We start from the raw sequence: 13,577 nt of genomic DNA, 5'->3' as shown, positions 1-13,577 counted from the left end.
TAGAAGGATTAGGTCATGCGCCATCGTAAGAGTGGTCGTCAACTCAACCGCAACAGCTCACATCGCAAAGCGATGTTCAGCAACATGGCTAGCTCTCTAGTACGTCATGAAGTTATCAAGACTACTTTGCCAAAAGCAAAAGAGCTACGTCGCGTAGTTGAGCCTTTGATTACACTAGCTAAGACTGACAGTGTTGCTAACCGTCGTCTAGCATTTGCACGTACTCGTGACAACGAAGTAGTTGCAAAACTATTTAACGAACTAGGTCCACGTTTTGCTGCTCGTCAGGGCGGTTACACTCGTATCCTAAAAGCTGGCTTCCGTGCTGGTGATAAAGCTCCAATGGCTTACATTGAGCTTGTAGATCGCCCAGCTGCTGAAGAAGCTGCTGAGTAATCAGTTCGTAAGAACGAGAAAGCCGAGCATTAGCTCGGCTTTTTTGTATCTGTAATTCTGTAAACCTTTATATCCAGCCTGCATTTATTTCAACCCATGCAGACTGGCAATTTAAAAAGTGATTATCACTTACGCTTATTTACTAGTATTCCACAACCCGCCCAACGAACTTAGAAGCCCTTCGCTAGCGCCTTGCTTGTTCAAGTAATCCAAGATTACTGGAGCAAACTGACTGATCATAGATGGGTCTAAACCTAACGTATCGAATGCACTTTTTACTGCACTGATATTCTCAATATTTCCTAGTAAGCTTTGTGCTCCTTGCAAGTTTGAAAGTCCAGGAATCAAAGACTGTAATTCACTACTATTTTCTTGCGAAAGCTGGCTTTGAGCCAAAGCGAGTAGCGCACCACTGCCTCCGGCTGCTTGCTCAGTGGATACTGGTAATTGGCTAGTTAGCATGTCTGTTAATGGAGATGACTCGGTGTTCAAGCTGCTGCCGACCATGTCCATCAGACCACTTTCTTTACTTTTTTGAGTGACTGAATCTAAGAATGCGTGCGCACTACCAATGTTGATTGATAGGAGTGCTAGAGTTAGGAGTGTTTTACGCATAGTACCTCCAAAGGTTGAGCGTTTTTTAAAAGTGATTTTATTTTTAAAGGCTATCAGAGTGAAAGGTTCAGAGGTGAGAAAGTCTATTCAGTTTAGACAAAAAAACGGCGCTAGTGCGCCGTTTTATTTAATCATAATTGAAAATGGTTTCAATTAGATAATATCTAATAGTTCTACTTCGAAAACTAAAGCTGCAAATGGAGGGATAGCCGCACCAGCGCCACGCTCACCGTACGCAAGATCTTGTGGTACGTATAGCTTCCACTTAGAGCCAACAGGCATTAGTTGTAGTGCCTCTACCCAACCTTTGATCACACCTGTAACAGGGAATTCAGCAGGTTGACCGCGAGATACAGAGCTATCGAATACAGTACCGTCAGTTAGCTCACCGTGGTAGTGAACGCGAACTGAGCTTTCTGCTGTAGGAACTGCACCAGTACCTTCAGAAATGATTTCGTACTGAAGACCAGAGTCTAGAACGTTAACTTCAGGTCGTAGAGCGTTGTCTTTTAGGAACGCTTCGCCTTCTGCTGCCGCAATTTTTGCTGCTTCTTGGCGAGCTGTTTCTGCACGAGTGTGAAGTTCTTGTAGTGCTTTGTTGATTTCATCAATTTCGATTGATGGCATGTCACCAGTTAGTGCTGTTGCAATACCCGCTGCGATAGCATCAACGCTAAGACCTTCAAGACCAGAGCCTGCAAGTTGCTGACCCATTTGCAGACCAATGCCGTAGCTTGCTTTTTGTTCTGCAGTTTCAAATTTAATTTCAGACATGAATGTCGCTCTTATTAGGAGTGATAAAAGTAACAGGATATCAGTTTCGAGCTTAGGTTTAAATGATTGCGACTGAATGCTTAATTGAGGCGGCCAGGTTGTGACTTATCTCTTACTCCAAGTGAAATTTCTGCTAATTTAATCCCAATTCCATTTTAGTTTGGTGAAAAACATATACTCTCCGCGTCGGTATTTTTATACTGGCCGTAGAAGTATTAAGGGACTCATTACAATGAATCGTCGCAGAAAGAAAAAGCAGCAAGTCGACTATGTCGAGTTGGTTAAACAAAAATTCGCTGCTATCGACTGGAAGCAGCCGTTCAACAAAGAGCAATGGTTGGAGCGTATACAGCCTGTTAAGCAGTTTTGGTTGCGCCTGCCTAAATTTCATCAGCGTGCTTTGATGGTCTTAGTGCCATTGATTCTGGTACTCCTTGTTATTCCTTTGCCGAATAAAACAGACCAGCCAGTTGAGCAGACTGAGGTCGATCATCAACGCGTAGCGATTGAGCTGAACGCGCAGAGTTTAAGCCAGCAGCGAACCTCTCAGAACTCTGGACCGAAATCTGAAGACTGGAAAGAGTACACGGTTAAAAATGGTGATACATTAGCGCAGGTTTTCAGAAGTAATCAGCTCTCTATGGCGGATCTTAGCGCTCTGGTCAAAATAGAAGGCAGTGATAAGCCGCTAAGCCAAATAAAGCAGGGACAATTGATTCGCTTTAAGCTTAGTGACGAAGGCGAGTTAGATATGCTACAGCTGGAAAAAAGCGGGCGGTCCGTTATGTTTTTCCGTTTATCGGATGGGACCTTTGGACGTAACAAGTAAACGCTTCAAATGAAAAGACGCGAAGATATCGCGTCTTTTTAGTCAGTTTTTCATAGCGATTAGTTTTCATAGTAACCAATCGAGTTGAAGCTTATAGCGCTACGGATTCTTTCCGCATATCCACATGAGGGATACCATCTTCAAGATAGCACTCTGAGATAACCTTGAATCCATGACTAGCATAAAACTGGATGAGGTGTTCTTGAGCACCTATATCTATTGTCTGTCCTGGCCATAATGTTTCGCATTGTGCCAAGGCCTTGTCCAATAACTTATGACCTAAGCCACCGCCTCGCGCGGTCTGCTTTGTCACCACTCGACCAATACTCACATTGTCATACGTAGTGCCTGCGGGCAGTAATCTTGCGCAAGCAACCAGTTCATCACCGTGATAGCCTATTAGATGATAAATGCCTTCCAGCGTGTCCTTACCATCAAGTTCAGGGTAAGGGCAGGTTTGTTCAACAACGAATACATCCACACGCAATTTCATCATTTCATACAGCTGCGTGGTTGTTAGCTGAGCAAAGGGCAAAGTAATCCAAGTGAGCATGTTGTTATCCGTAATGAGAATAGAGTGACTGACTTTACTTTGTTTTGAGCTCATACTCATTAACAAAGGTTAATTAGCACTGGTTTTCCCACCAAATCTGGTGATAATGTGCCCTCTTTCCATCTCACCTGAGGATATCCCCGTGAGCAAACAAACATTCGATCAAGTTGGGCTTAACCCAGCGTTACTCGCCACACTTGATTCCCTGAACTATACCCACATGACGCCAATTCAAGCTTTGAGCTTGCCTGCAATCCTAAAACATCGTGATGTCATCGGGCAGGGTAAAACGGGCTCAGGTAAAACCGCTGCATTTGGTTTAGGGGTTTTATCGAACCTCAACGTCAAACGCTTTCGTGTCCAGTCATTAGTATTGTGTCCAACACGTGAGCTTGCAGATCAAGTAGCGAAGGAAATTCGTACTTTAGGTCGCGGCATTCATAATATTAAAGTGCTTACTCTCTGCGGTGGGATGCCAATGGGGCCACAAATTGGTTCGTTAGAGCATGGTGCGCATATCCTAGTTGGTACTCCTGGTCGTATTTTGGATCACCTTGAAAAAGGCCGAATTGATCTTAGCGAACTGAATACCTTGGTGCTAGATGAAGCTGATCGCATGTTGGACATGGGTTTCCAAGACGCATTAGATGCAATCATCGATGCAGCGCCAAAGCAGCGTCAAACTCTACTTTTCAGTGCTACTTTTCCAGAAAAAATTGAGCAAATTGCGCAGCGTATAATGCAGACACCGGAAGTGATTAAGGTGGAATCGACGCATGATACTTCAAGCATTGCGCAGTACTTCTATAAAGTTGAAGGCTCGGAAGCGCGTGATGAAGCATTGGCGAATTTGCTGCTGACTCACCAACCAGAGTCCGCGGTTGTTTTTTGTAATACCAAAAAAGAAGTGCAAAGTGTCGCAGATGAGTTGCATCACAAAGGACTCAGCGTTATCGATATCCACGGGGACTTAGAGCAGCGTGAACGCGACCAAGCATTGGTGCAGTTTGCTAACAAGAGTGTGTCTATCCTTGTTGCAACAGACGTTGCAGCGCGTGGTTTGGACGTTGATAATCTTGATGCTGTCTTTAACTTTGAGCTATCGCGCGATCCTGAGGTTCATGTGCACCGTATTGGTCGTACAGGTCGTGCGGGTAGTAAAGGTTTAGCGTTTAGCTTTTTTGGTGAGAAAGACGGTTTACGTGTAGCTCGTATTGAAGAATACCTAGAGATGGACGTGGTACCAGCAACATTGCCTGCCAAATCAAATCAGCAGCCATACCAAGCGAAGATGGTGACGATTAACATTGATGGCGGTAAGAAACAGAAAGTACGACCGGGTGATATTTTAGGTTGTCTGACAGGAAAAAATGGTATTCCAGGCTCTCAAGTCGGAAAGATCCATCTGTTCCCTGTGCGCGCTTATGTTGCCGTCGAAAAGTCTGTGGCTAAAAAGGCTCTACAAACCATTAGTAACGGCAAGATGAAAGGGCGCCAGTTCCGGGCGCGAATTCTTAAATAGCTCAAATAGCAGAGAAAAAGCTCTTCGTTTGAAGAGCTTTTTTCTTTTTTGAGTTTATTTGAGAGTGTGATCTTTGGTTAAGCGTGCTTTGATTCGACTCAAACTGATTGGTGTAATGCCCAGGTAGGCCGCAATTTGACTATCGGTAATACGTTGCTTTAAATCTGGGTAATGAGCGCAAAATAATTGATATCGTTCTTCTGGAGAGTAGAGCAACATAAAGCGTTCTTTGTTCTCTTTATTAACCAGTTGGTTTTCGAGTAGCTTTAAGTAAATGGCGTGCTTTTCTGCTCGCCAGTGATGCAACGTTTCAATTGGCAAGCAAAATAGCTGACAAGCGCTCAGCGTTTCCAATAAGTAAGGCGAAGGTTGGTCCTTTATTATGCTCTCAAACCCGATAACCCAGTCCTTCTCCCAATAAAATTCTTTACTGAATTCTTTGCCGTGCTCAGTAAGATAGCTTGCGTGGCATAACCCCTCAATGATGAAGTAAAGGTGTGAGCTAAACTCCCCTTGGTGATTAAGAATGTGGCGTGTAGGCAGTTCGAGTAACTCACCATTTTCAATAAGTTGGTTTGCTTCTGTCTCTAAAAAGCCATGTTTGACTAAGTCTGAAAAAAGATCGCTGTGCATGTGATAACTCAGAAACGGTTTTCTTTATTTTAACGGGTTTTATTGGTAACAAAAAAGCGGCTCATGAGAGCCGCTTAGTGTTGTTGTCAAATCAACCTTATTTATTCAGATCGATTTGATAAATTGCGAAACCAATGTCGTCTGTTGACACGCGTTTCATTGGGTATTGTCCTTTCTCTTTGATGAACTGCGCCGCTTTATCGCTAGGGGAGGTTTCGAAACGAATATCTAGCTTGTTATCGGACTTAATCGGTGCGAAAGACCAGTTGTTGTCAGCGCTTGGTGTCACTTCTCCTTTTTCTTCACTCACGCGAGAAATATAAGTGGCGACGACAGAGCGGTTTTCATCTGGTGCGTCAAATGCAATGAAATCTGGGCCTGTACCAGGGAAAGTATTGCTATATGCACGGTAGTTATTGGTTGCGATGATGAAATCTTGCTTCGGATTGACAGGCTTACCATTGAACGTCAGATTCACAATGCGCTGAGAATCTGGATTAATCACTTTACAATCCGCATCGTACTTCGGCGGTTGGGTAACGTCGATTTGGTAGTTAACCCCATCAATAACATCGAAGTTGTACGTACGGAAATTATCCCAATCAATCAAAGATTGCGGTTTAGGATTGTTGATGTCGATGTGGTTGAATTGACCCGCACTGCACTCTAGCCATTCGCGAACTTCTTTACCTTTCACTTTCATCGCAACCAAGGTGTTTGGATATAAGTAAAGATCGGCCGCATTACGGAAGGTGAGCTGACCGGATTCTACTTCTGTAAAGTTATTCGGATCGTTCTTACGACCGCCGACTTTAAATGGTGCTGCCGCACTCAGTACTGGAATGTCAGAAAGGTCTGGGTCGCCTTGAATAAAGCGTTCTACGTAGTCTTTCTGAGCAAGGTTAACGATTTGAATGGTGGGGTCGTCCTGCACTAATGCCAAGAAGCTGTACATGACATCATTTGCTTTGCCGATTGGTTGGTTTACAAATTCACGAGTGCCTTTGTGATCTTCTTCTAACGCTTTCACAATATCTGCATCGGCTTTAGCTAATGACTTCTTATTTACTTTATCGAAGATAGGGCGTGCTTCTGCTTGGCCTTCGACGACTTGCCATCTGCCGTCTTTCTCTTTCAGCATCAAATCCATCACACCTACGTGACTTCCCCAGCGGCCCGGCATCACGGACGTTACACCATTGATGGTCCCTTTATTTATATCAACACCAGGTAGGTTTGCGAAGTCTTTCCCTGGGAAGACGGCGTGAGAGTGACCAAAAGCAATCGCATCAATACCTTCAACTTCTGTGAGGTAGTAAACAGAGTTTTCAGCGCCTAGTTTGTATGGATCAGTAGAAATGCCCGAGTGTGGAATCGCCACAATCACGTCTGCGCCTTCTTTCTTCATTTGAGGAATCAGTTTCTCTGCTGTTTCCTTAATGTCTTTAGCAAAGACTTTGCCTTCTAAGTTCTTCTTATCCCACACCATAATTTGTGGAGGTACAAAGCCGATGTAACCCACTTTTATTTGATGCGCTTCGCCGTTTGTGTCTTTAAATGTGTGAGTTTTGATGAGGTAAGGCTTGAAGTAATGCTCACCGGTTTGTTTATCAAATACGTTTGCATTGATGTAAGGGAAGTTTGCACCCTTCAACGTCGTTTGTAGGAAATCTAAGCCATAGTTGAACTCATGATTGCCAATGTTGCCCACATCGTAGTCTAGCTGGTTCATCGCTTTGTAGACTGGGTGCACGTCGCCAGGATTAATCCCCTTTGCCGCCATGTAATCGCCCATTGGGCTGCCCTGAATTAAATCACCGTTATCTACTAGTACCGTGTTTTCTGTCTCGGACTTAGCTTGTTTCACTATTGTCGCTGCGCGACTTAAACCGATTTGCTGTGATGGTTGGTCTTTGTAGTAATCGTAATCCATCACGTTGGTGTGAATGTCGGTGGTTTCGATAATACGAAGCTTGATGGTATCGGCCATTGTTGGGCCAGCAAGCGTTAGCATGCCACTTAATACTGCGAGGGAAATAGGATGAACTGCCACTTTCATTTGGTGCTCCAATTCAATGATAAGGGGAAATCGTACTGCGTAATGTATCAAACACGGATGCAACTCGATGATAAAGATACAGAAAACTGTGAACATTAATCAGTTTACTGAACCTTATTCATATTAACCGCCGACTTTTTCACGCTTTTGAATGAGACCAAACAAAAACTTCTTAGCAGATTTTTGAATAAAAAATGAAATTTTAGAATTTCAGGTAATATAAACGCCCCGCCATAATGCTTGCATAACGATATCAATGGACGATGAGCAAGCACATGGCAACGAACGATTCAGTCACTTCTTTTCCTAAACCAAAGCCCCGGTTAGTTTCTGACAACCCAGTCGCTGGTGTTACTCGTTTTGCAAAGCAATCGCTACAGCCTGGTGAAGTCGCCTTAGTAGGTGCAGGACCAGGCGATCCTGAACTTCTGACGGTGAAAGCACTGAACTGCTTGCAGCAAGCTGACGTGGTTTTGTACGACTACTTGGTGTCTGAAGAAATCATGGCATTGATTCCAAGCGATACGATTTTGGTGTGCGTTGGGAAGCGAGCTGGGCATCACAGTGTGCCGCAGGAGAAGACGAATCAGCTTTTGGTGGATTTTGCCAAGCAGGGCTACAAAGTAGTGCGCATTAAAGGTGGGGATCCGTTTGTATTTGGTCGTGGTGGTGAAGAGTTAGAAGTGCTTGCTGATGCCGGCGTTCGTTTTCAAGTTGTCCCTGGCATTACCGCAGCAGCTGGCGCAACCGCTTATGCTGGTATTCCACTGACTCATCGTGATTATGCGCAATCGGCCATCTTTGTGACTGGCCACTTGAAAGAAGAAAGTGATGAGATGGATTGGTCCACGTTGGCGCGTGGGAATCAGACTTTAGTGATCTACATGGGGCTGATGAAATCACACTATATTCAGAATCAACTCATTAAGCATGGCCGTTCAGCGTCGACTCCGATTGCCATTATTGAGCGTGGCACGCAGATTCAACAAAAAGTATTTACGGGAGAACTCTCCCAACTCTCTGATTTATCGAAGGAAGCACAATCGCCATCTTTGATTGTTGTCGGAGAGGTAGTGCGGCTGTCTCAAAAGTTAGACTGGTTTTTGTCTAGTACTGAATTCAACAAAAGTGCTATTGCCAACTCCATATAATTTCAGACCAAAGATTAGAGACGTAATGCGCCTTCAAGCTTAAAAAGGAAATACAAAACATGGACCAACAACGTTTAACTCACCTTAAACAACTCGAAGCGGAGAGTATCCACATCATCCGTGAAGTTGCGGCTGAGTTTGATAACCCAGTCATGATGTATTCGATTGGTAAAGACTCATCAGTGATGCTGCACCTTGCGCGTAAAGCTTTTTACCCAGGTAAGATTCCATTTCCATTGCTGCATGTTGACACCGATTGGAAGTTCCGCGAGATGATTGAATTTCGTGATCGCACCGCGGCCAAATACGGTTTTGAGCTTTTGGTACATAAGAATCCAGAAGGTCTAGCCATGGGCTGTAGTCCGTTTGTTCATGGTTCTTCTAAGCACACTGACATCATGAAGACTCAAGGCTTAAAACAAGCGCTGAACAAGTACGGTTTTGATGCGGCCTTTGGTGGTGCGCGCCGCGACGAAGAGAAATCACGGGCGAAAGAGCGTGTGTATTCATTCCGCGATAAGAACCATACATGGGATCCTAAAAACCAACGTCCTGAGCTATGGAAGACGTACAACGGCCAGGTCAATAAGGGTGAGAGCATTCGTGTATTCCCGCTGTCTAACTGGACTGAGCTTGATATCTGGCAATACATCTATTTAGAAAACATCGAGATCGTGCCGCTTTACCTCGCGGACAAACGCCCAGTTGTTGAACGCGATGGCATGCTGATCATGGTTGATGATGATCGTATGGAGCTTCAACCGGGTGAAGTGATTGAAGAGAAGAGTGTGCGCTTCCGTACCCTTGGTTGTTATCCATTGACTGGGGCCATCGAGTCTGAAGCAAACACTTTAACTGGCATTATCGAAGAGATGCTGGTGGCAACGTCGAGTGAGCGCCAAGGCCGAGCGATCGACCACGATCAGTCAGGATCGATGGAGCTTAAGAAACGTCAAGGTTACTTCTAAAGGATCTAAGGAAAGATAATGAACAGTGCAGTTGAAGCTCAATTAGCCGAGCTTGGTATCGAAGGCTATTTAACACAACACCAGTACAAGTCGTTACTTAGATTCTTGACTTGTGGCTCGGTGGATGACGGTAAAAGTACATTAATCGGTCGCTTACTCCATGACTCAAAACAAATTTATGAAGATCAGCTAGCGGCAGTGCACTCAGACAGCCAACGTGTGGGTACCACGGGTGAAAAGCCTGACCTTGCGTTGTTGGTCGATGGCTTACAAGCTGAGCGTGAGCAGGGGATCACGATTGATGTGGCTTACCGCTATTTCTCGACGCAGAAACGTAAATTCATCATTGCAGATACTCCTGGACACGAGCAGTACACACGTAACATGGCTACAGGTGCATCGACATGTGACTTAGCTGTGATTCTGGTTGATGCACGTAAGGGCATTCTCGATCAAACTCGTCGTCACTCTTTCATTTCCAACCTGTTGGGCTTGAAGCACTTTGTTGTGGCGATCAACAAGATGGACTTAGTGGATTACTCGCAAGAGCGCTTTGAAGAGATCCGCGACGAGTATTTGAAGTTCTCTGAGAATCTGACAGGGGATATTGATATTCAAATCATCCCGATCTCAGCGCTTGAAGGGGACAATGTGGTGGATAAAGGCCAAAACCTGACTTGGTTTAAAGGCCCATCATTGCTTGAGCTTCTTGAAACGGTCGATGTGGATCAAGAAAAAGGCGCGGGTGAATTCCGCTTCCCTGTGCAATACGTTAATCGTCCTAACCTCGATTTCCGTGGTTTTGCGGGGACCATTTCTTCTGGTTCGATCAAAGTCGGTGATGCCATTAAAGCATTGCCATCGGGTAAAACGTCAACTGTGGCACGTATTGTGACATTTGATGGTGATATCGAAGAAGCTCGTGCCGGATTAGCTGCCACTCTGACGCTAAGCGATGAGATCGATATTAGCCGTGGCGATTTGATTGTTCTAGATAATGCTCAAGTGGAAACCACAAACCATTTGCTTGCCGATGTGGTATGGATGACAGAGCAACCCCTGCAACCGGGTCGTGACTATGACATCAAAATCGCAGGTAAGAAAACCGTAGGTCATGTTGAAGCGATTCGTCATCAATATGACATTAATAATCTCTCGACTCATAGCTCGGCAGAGCTGCCATTGAATGGTATTGGTTTGTGTGAATGGTCTCTTAATGAGTCAGTCGCGCTGGACAATTATCAAGACTGTGCAGATACCGGTGGCTTTATCATTATCGATCGTCTGACAAACGTGACGGTTGGTGCTGGCATGGTTAAAGAGAGCCTCGCCGTGGTTGAGCGCGATTTGACGGGCATCTCTGCGTTTGAAGTTGAGCTTAATGCGCTTGTCCGTAAACACTTCCCACACTGGGAAGCAAAAGACGTCAGCCAGTTTCTGAAAAAGTAACTGGCTCACCCAAGTACGATAATTTCAGGCACTGTTTGCTGTTGTACTTGGGGTGTCGCTACCTAACTGAATTGCGAAATGTCGTTAGGTATTCTCCTAATACCAGAATGCTTCGGTGGAGCCCAAGAAACCGAGCATTCTGATGTTCTTTTCGCTTGCGCTGATTTTTGTCTGTTTGCTCGTTTGTCGGTGATTCATGGATAAATGAGTCGTTGTTGTGCCCTTTAGGGCTATTTGGTAAGGAAAGGCTATGTGGGAACAAGGGTTTGTGTTAGCGATTTTGCTTGGCATTATCACTTGCTTGCTTGTCACGAAAATTAAGCCTAGTTATGTCTTTGCGGGTGCCGCTTTTATTGCATTCATGGCTGGGATGATGGATTCAGCCACTATCGCATCCAATTTTACCAACTCTTCATTGTTAACCCTGGTTCTATTGATTCTTGCATCCTGTGCTCTAGAAAAAACACTGCTGATCAGTTGGGTGAGCCGAAGTATCTCTGAGGGCCAGTTAGGCAGCGTGATTGCTAAGCTCGGCGTATCGACAGCCTTGCTCTCTTCATTTACGAATAATACCGCTGTGGTTGTTTCATTGATTGGGGCGATTAAGCGTAATCAGCAGCATGCACCTTCGAAATTACTTATCCCCTTGTCTTACGCCGCCATTTTTGGTGGCACATTAACTTTGATTGGTACGTCGACTAACTTAATCATCAACAGCTTTGTCGAAGACGCAGGCTTACCGAGCCTGAGCTTTTTTACACCTACGATGATAGGTTTGGCTGTGCTGGTGGGAGGGATGCTGATTCTTATTCCACTGAGCTACTTGCTACCGAATTATGATGATCAAAACCAAGAAGATTTACCTTACTTTCTTGAGTCTCGCGTTGAGCCTGGCTCACCGCTAGTTGGGCGTACGATCAGCGAGAATAATTTACGTGCGCTGCGCAAACTGTTTCTTGCAGAAGTGGTGCGCGATGGTGTTACTGTTTCTTCTGTGGGACCGGATTTTGTGCTCAACGCAAAAGACCGCCTGTTATTTTGTGGCGATGTTGAGAGCGTCGCGACCCTGCAAGAAATTCCGGGCCTCAAGTTGTTTGGTCAGCAGCACTTAAATGGGCAAAACTTTATCGAAGTTGTGGTGAGCTCGTCGGCGACATTTTGCTACAAAACCCTCAAAGAGAGCCGATTCCGCGACCGATTCGATGCCGTTGTTGTGGCGATTCGCCGAGGCCACGAACGCCTAGAAGGTGGCTTGGGTAGTATTACCTTAGCGCCAGGAGACACGTTAGTTCTGGTTCCAGGAAAGCGTTTTGAGTCTGAACGCCAAGCTCATCGTAAAGAGTTTGTTTTAGTGCATGACTTGGACTCTAGCGCTCGGCTTGATACGAATAAGTCTTCTATTGTATTGCTGGGCTTTGCAGCCGTAATTGGATGCGCTCTATTAGAGTTAGTACCGATTATTAAAGGTCTAGCTGCGTACCTTATCGCGCTTATTGCGTTTGGTATTGTGCAGATTTCAGAACTGCGCCGCCGTTTTCCGATCGATATCGTCGTGATTGTCGGTTCCGCTTTGTCTATTGCTCAACTGATGATCTCTTCTGGATTGTCAGAAAGAATGGGAGTGATGTTTATTGAAGCGTTTAATGGCTGGGGAGTACTTGGTGCCTTGGTGGCGACTTATATCATGACATTGGTACTCACTGAATTGGTGACAAACAATGCCGCGGCTGCGCTTTCTTTTCCTATCGGCTATAGCATGGCGGTGGGTTATGGCGTGGATCCGATGCCATTCATCATGGCGGTTTTGTTCGGCGCGAGTGCGAGCTTTATCTCTCCCTACGGTTACCAAACTAACCTGCTGGTGTACAGCGTAGGAAATTACAAATTGACCGACTACGTGAGAATTGGAGTGCCAATTTCGATTGTGTACTCTGTATTAGTACTTACTTTGATCCCGGTCTTTTTCCCGTTTTAATTCCGATATTTACAAGGATACGTTATGACTGCCGAAACGACGGTAAAAGATGAAAACATTGTTTGGCACCAGCATTCGGTTGATAAACAGTTTCGTGCTGAATTAAAGAAGCAAAAACCTGCCGTATTGTGGTTCACTGGTTTATCTGGAGCGGGTAAATCAACCGTAGCTGGGGCGTTGGAAAATCGCCTTGCAGCATTGGGTTACCACACCTATTTATTGGATGGTGACAATGTACGACATGGTTTGTGTAGCGATTTAGGTTTTTCTGAACAGGACCGTCGCGAGAACATTCGTCGCATTGGTGAACTGGCGAAGTTGATGGCAGATGCGGGTTTAATTGTTCTGTCGGCGTTTATTTCACCGCATCGTGCAGAGCGGAAGTTAGTGCGCGATTTATTGCCAGAAGGCGAGTTTATCGAAGTGTATGTCAATGCATCTCTAGAGGTTTGCGAAGGTCGAGATCCTAAGGGTTTATACCGTAAAGCCCGTGCGGGAGAGATTCCTAATTTCACTGGTATTGATTCGGAATATCAAGCGCCAGAGAACCCTGAAATCGATTTGCCCGCGGGAGAAAAGAGTGTCGATGAGCTGGTGGATTTGTGCTTAATCGATCTTAAACAACGCGGTGTGATCCGATAAAAAAGCATTTA

At 45.1% G+C, this 13,577-nt stretch carries 13 protein-coding genes; 8 read left to right on the top strand and 5 right to left on the bottom strand.

Translation table 11 applies throughout. The annotated features are described in order from the left end of the window. Positions 1–15 precede the first annotated feature (15 nt). Positions 16–396: a 50S ribosomal protein L17 gene (gene rplQ, locus R7Z49_RS07855; protein WP_005383141.1), complete on the top strand. Its 381-nt coding sequence runs from the start codon at positions 16–18 to the stop codon at positions 394–396. Positions 397–531: 135 nt separating this feature from the next. On the opposite strand, the gene R7Z49_RS07850 is transcribed toward rplQ, so the two are convergent. Both R7Z49_RS07850 and R7Z49_RS07845 read right to left on the bottom strand, forming a co-directional pair. After that, complete coding sequence (locus R7Z49_RS07850; RefSeq protein ID WP_017820297.1) at positions 532–1,011, bottom strand: DUF2780 domain-containing protein; 480 nt, start codon at positions 1,009–1,011, stop codon at positions 532–534. Positions 1,012–1,164: 153 nt separating this feature from the next. Further along, complete coding sequence (locus tag R7Z49_RS07845) at positions 1,165–1,785, bottom strand: FKBP-type peptidyl-prolyl cis-trans isomerase (RefSeq protein WP_005383137.1); 621 nt, start codon at positions 1,783–1,785, stop codon at positions 1,165–1,167. A 232-nt stretch (positions 1,786–2,017) separates the two neighbouring features. Between R7Z49_RS07845 and R7Z49_RS07840 the strand changes: the two genes are divergently transcribed. Next, positions 2,018–2,614 (top strand): LysM-like peptidoglycan-binding domain-containing protein, encoded by a 597-nt coding sequence (locus R7Z49_RS07840; RefSeq protein ID WP_017820296.1) that lies wholly within the window; start codon positions 2,018–2,020, stop codon positions 2,612–2,614. 91 nt (positions 2,615–2,705) lie between these two features. Here R7Z49_RS07840 and R7Z49_RS07835 read toward each other — a convergent pair whose 3' ends face one another. Then, complete coding sequence (locus R7Z49_RS07835; RefSeq protein ID WP_025768352.1) at positions 2,706–3,167, bottom strand: GNAT family N-acetyltransferase; 462 nt, start codon at positions 3,165–3,167, stop codon at positions 2,706–2,708. 142 nt (positions 3,168–3,309) lie between these two features. On the opposite strand from R7Z49_RS07835, the gene dbpA reads away from it, so the two are divergent. Further along, positions 3,310–4,689, top strand: a complete 1,380-nt coding sequence (gene dbpA, locus R7Z49_RS07830; protein WP_318111519.1) for an ATP-dependent RNA helicase DbpA — start codon at positions 3,310–3,312, stop codon at positions 4,687–4,689. Between the two features lie 54 nt (positions 4,690–4,743). On the opposite strand, the gene R7Z49_RS07825 is transcribed toward dbpA, so the two are convergent. Together R7Z49_RS07825 and cpdB are read right to left on the bottom strand one after the other, a co-directional pair. Continuing rightward, positions 4,744–5,322, bottom strand: a complete 579-nt coding sequence (locus tag R7Z49_RS07825; RefSeq protein ID WP_017820293.1) for a Crp/Fnr family transcriptional regulator — start codon at positions 5,320–5,322, stop codon at positions 4,744–4,746. A gap of 97 nt (positions 5,323–5,419) precedes the next feature. Next, a complete protein-coding gene (gene cpdB / locus R7Z49_RS07820) occupies positions 5,420–7,381 on the bottom strand; it encodes a 2',3'-cyclic-nucleotide 2'-phosphodiesterase (RefSeq protein ID WP_213885603.1) in 1,962 nt (653 codons plus the stop codon). Positions 7,382–7,656: 275 nt separating this feature from the next. Here cpdB and cobA point away from each other — a divergent pair, with 275 nt between their 5' ends. The 5 genes from cobA (at position 7,657) to cysC (ending at position 13,566) form a co-directional block, all read left to right on the top strand. Further along, positions 7,657–8,532, top strand: coding sequence for a uroporphyrinogen-III C-methyltransferase (cobA, locus tag R7Z49_RS07815; protein WP_031780800.1), 876 nt, complete (start codon positions 7,657–7,659; stop codon positions 8,530–8,532). 59 nt (positions 8,533–8,591) lie between these two features. Next, positions 8,592–9,500, top strand: a complete 909-nt coding sequence (cysD, locus tag R7Z49_RS07810) for a sulfate adenylyltransferase subunit CysD (RefSeq protein ID WP_005379592.1) — start codon at positions 8,592–8,594, stop codon at positions 9,498–9,500. Positions 9,501–9,518: 18 nt separating this feature from the next. Further along, positions 9,519–10,949 carry a sulfate adenylyltransferase subunit CysN gene (gene cysN, locus R7Z49_RS07805; RefSeq protein ID WP_318111518.1) on the top strand — a complete coding sequence of 477 codons (1,431 nt, stop codon included), beginning with the start codon at positions 9,519–9,521 and terminating at the stop codon, positions 10,947–10,949. Positions 10,950–11,199: 250 nt separating this feature from the next. Next, positions 11,200–12,924, top strand: a complete 1,725-nt coding sequence (locus tag R7Z49_RS07800; protein WP_318111517.1) for an SLC13 family permease — start codon at positions 11,200–11,202, stop codon at positions 12,922–12,924. 24 nt (positions 12,925–12,948) lie between these two features. Then, entirely contained in the window at positions 12,949–13,566 is a 618-nt protein-coding gene (gene cysC / locus R7Z49_RS07795) for an adenylyl-sulfate kinase (protein ID WP_005379598.1), read from the top strand. Positions 13,567–13,577: the final 11 nt, after the last annotated feature.

Origin of the sequence: Vibrio sp. 1562, assembly GCF_033340155.1 — a bacterium.
Taxonomy (GTDB): Bacteria; Pseudomonadota; Gammaproteobacteria; order Enterobacterales; family Vibrionaceae; genus Vibrio; species Vibrio alginolyticus.
The sequence above is the reverse complement of the archived record's forward strand: the minus strand, read 5'-3'. Positions and strand labels throughout refer to the sequence as shown.

Coding starts and splice junctions, on each gene's coding strand:
- rplQ (WP_005383141.1), top strand. CDS start 16: ATGCGCCATCGTAAGAGTGGTCGTCAACTCAACCGCAACAGCTCACAT.
- R7Z49_RS07850 (WP_017820297.1), bottom strand. CDS start 1,011: ATGCGTAAAACACTCCTAACTCTAGCACTCCTATCAATCAACATTGGT.
- R7Z49_RS07845 (WP_005383137.1), bottom strand. CDS start 1,785: ATGTCTGAAATTAAATTTGAAACTGCAGAACAAAAAGCAAGCTACGGC.
- R7Z49_RS07840 (WP_017820296.1), top strand. CDS start 2,018: ATGAATCGTCGCAGAAAGAAAAAGCAGCAAGTCGACTATGTCGAGTTG.
- R7Z49_RS07835 (WP_025768352.1), bottom strand. CDS start 3,167: ATGCTCACTTGGATTACTTTGCCCTTTGCTCAGCTAACAACCACGCAG.
- R7Z49_RS07825 (WP_017820293.1), bottom strand. CDS start 5,322: ATGCACAGCGATCTTTTTTCAGACTTAGTCAAACATGGCTTTTTAGAG.
- cpdB (WP_213885603.1), bottom strand. CDS start 7,381: ATGAAAGTGGCAGTTCATCCTATTTCCCTCGCAGTATTAAGTGGCATG.
- cobA (WP_031780800.1), top strand. CDS start 7,657: ATGGCAACGAACGATTCAGTCACTTCTTTTCCTAAACCAAAGCCCCGG.
- cysD (WP_005379592.1), top strand. CDS start 8,592: ATGGACCAACAACGTTTAACTCACCTTAAACAACTCGAAGCGGAGAGT.
- cysN (WP_318111518.1), top strand. CDS start 9,519: ATGAACAGTGCAGTTGAAGCTCAATTAGCCGAGCTTGGTATCGAAGGC.
- R7Z49_RS07800 (WP_318111517.1), top strand. CDS start 11,200: ATGTGGGAACAAGGGTTTGTGTTAGCGATTTTGCTTGGCATTATCACT.
- cysC (WP_005379598.1), top strand. CDS start 12,949: ATGACTGCCGAAACGACGGTAAAAGATGAAAACATTGTTTGGCACCAG.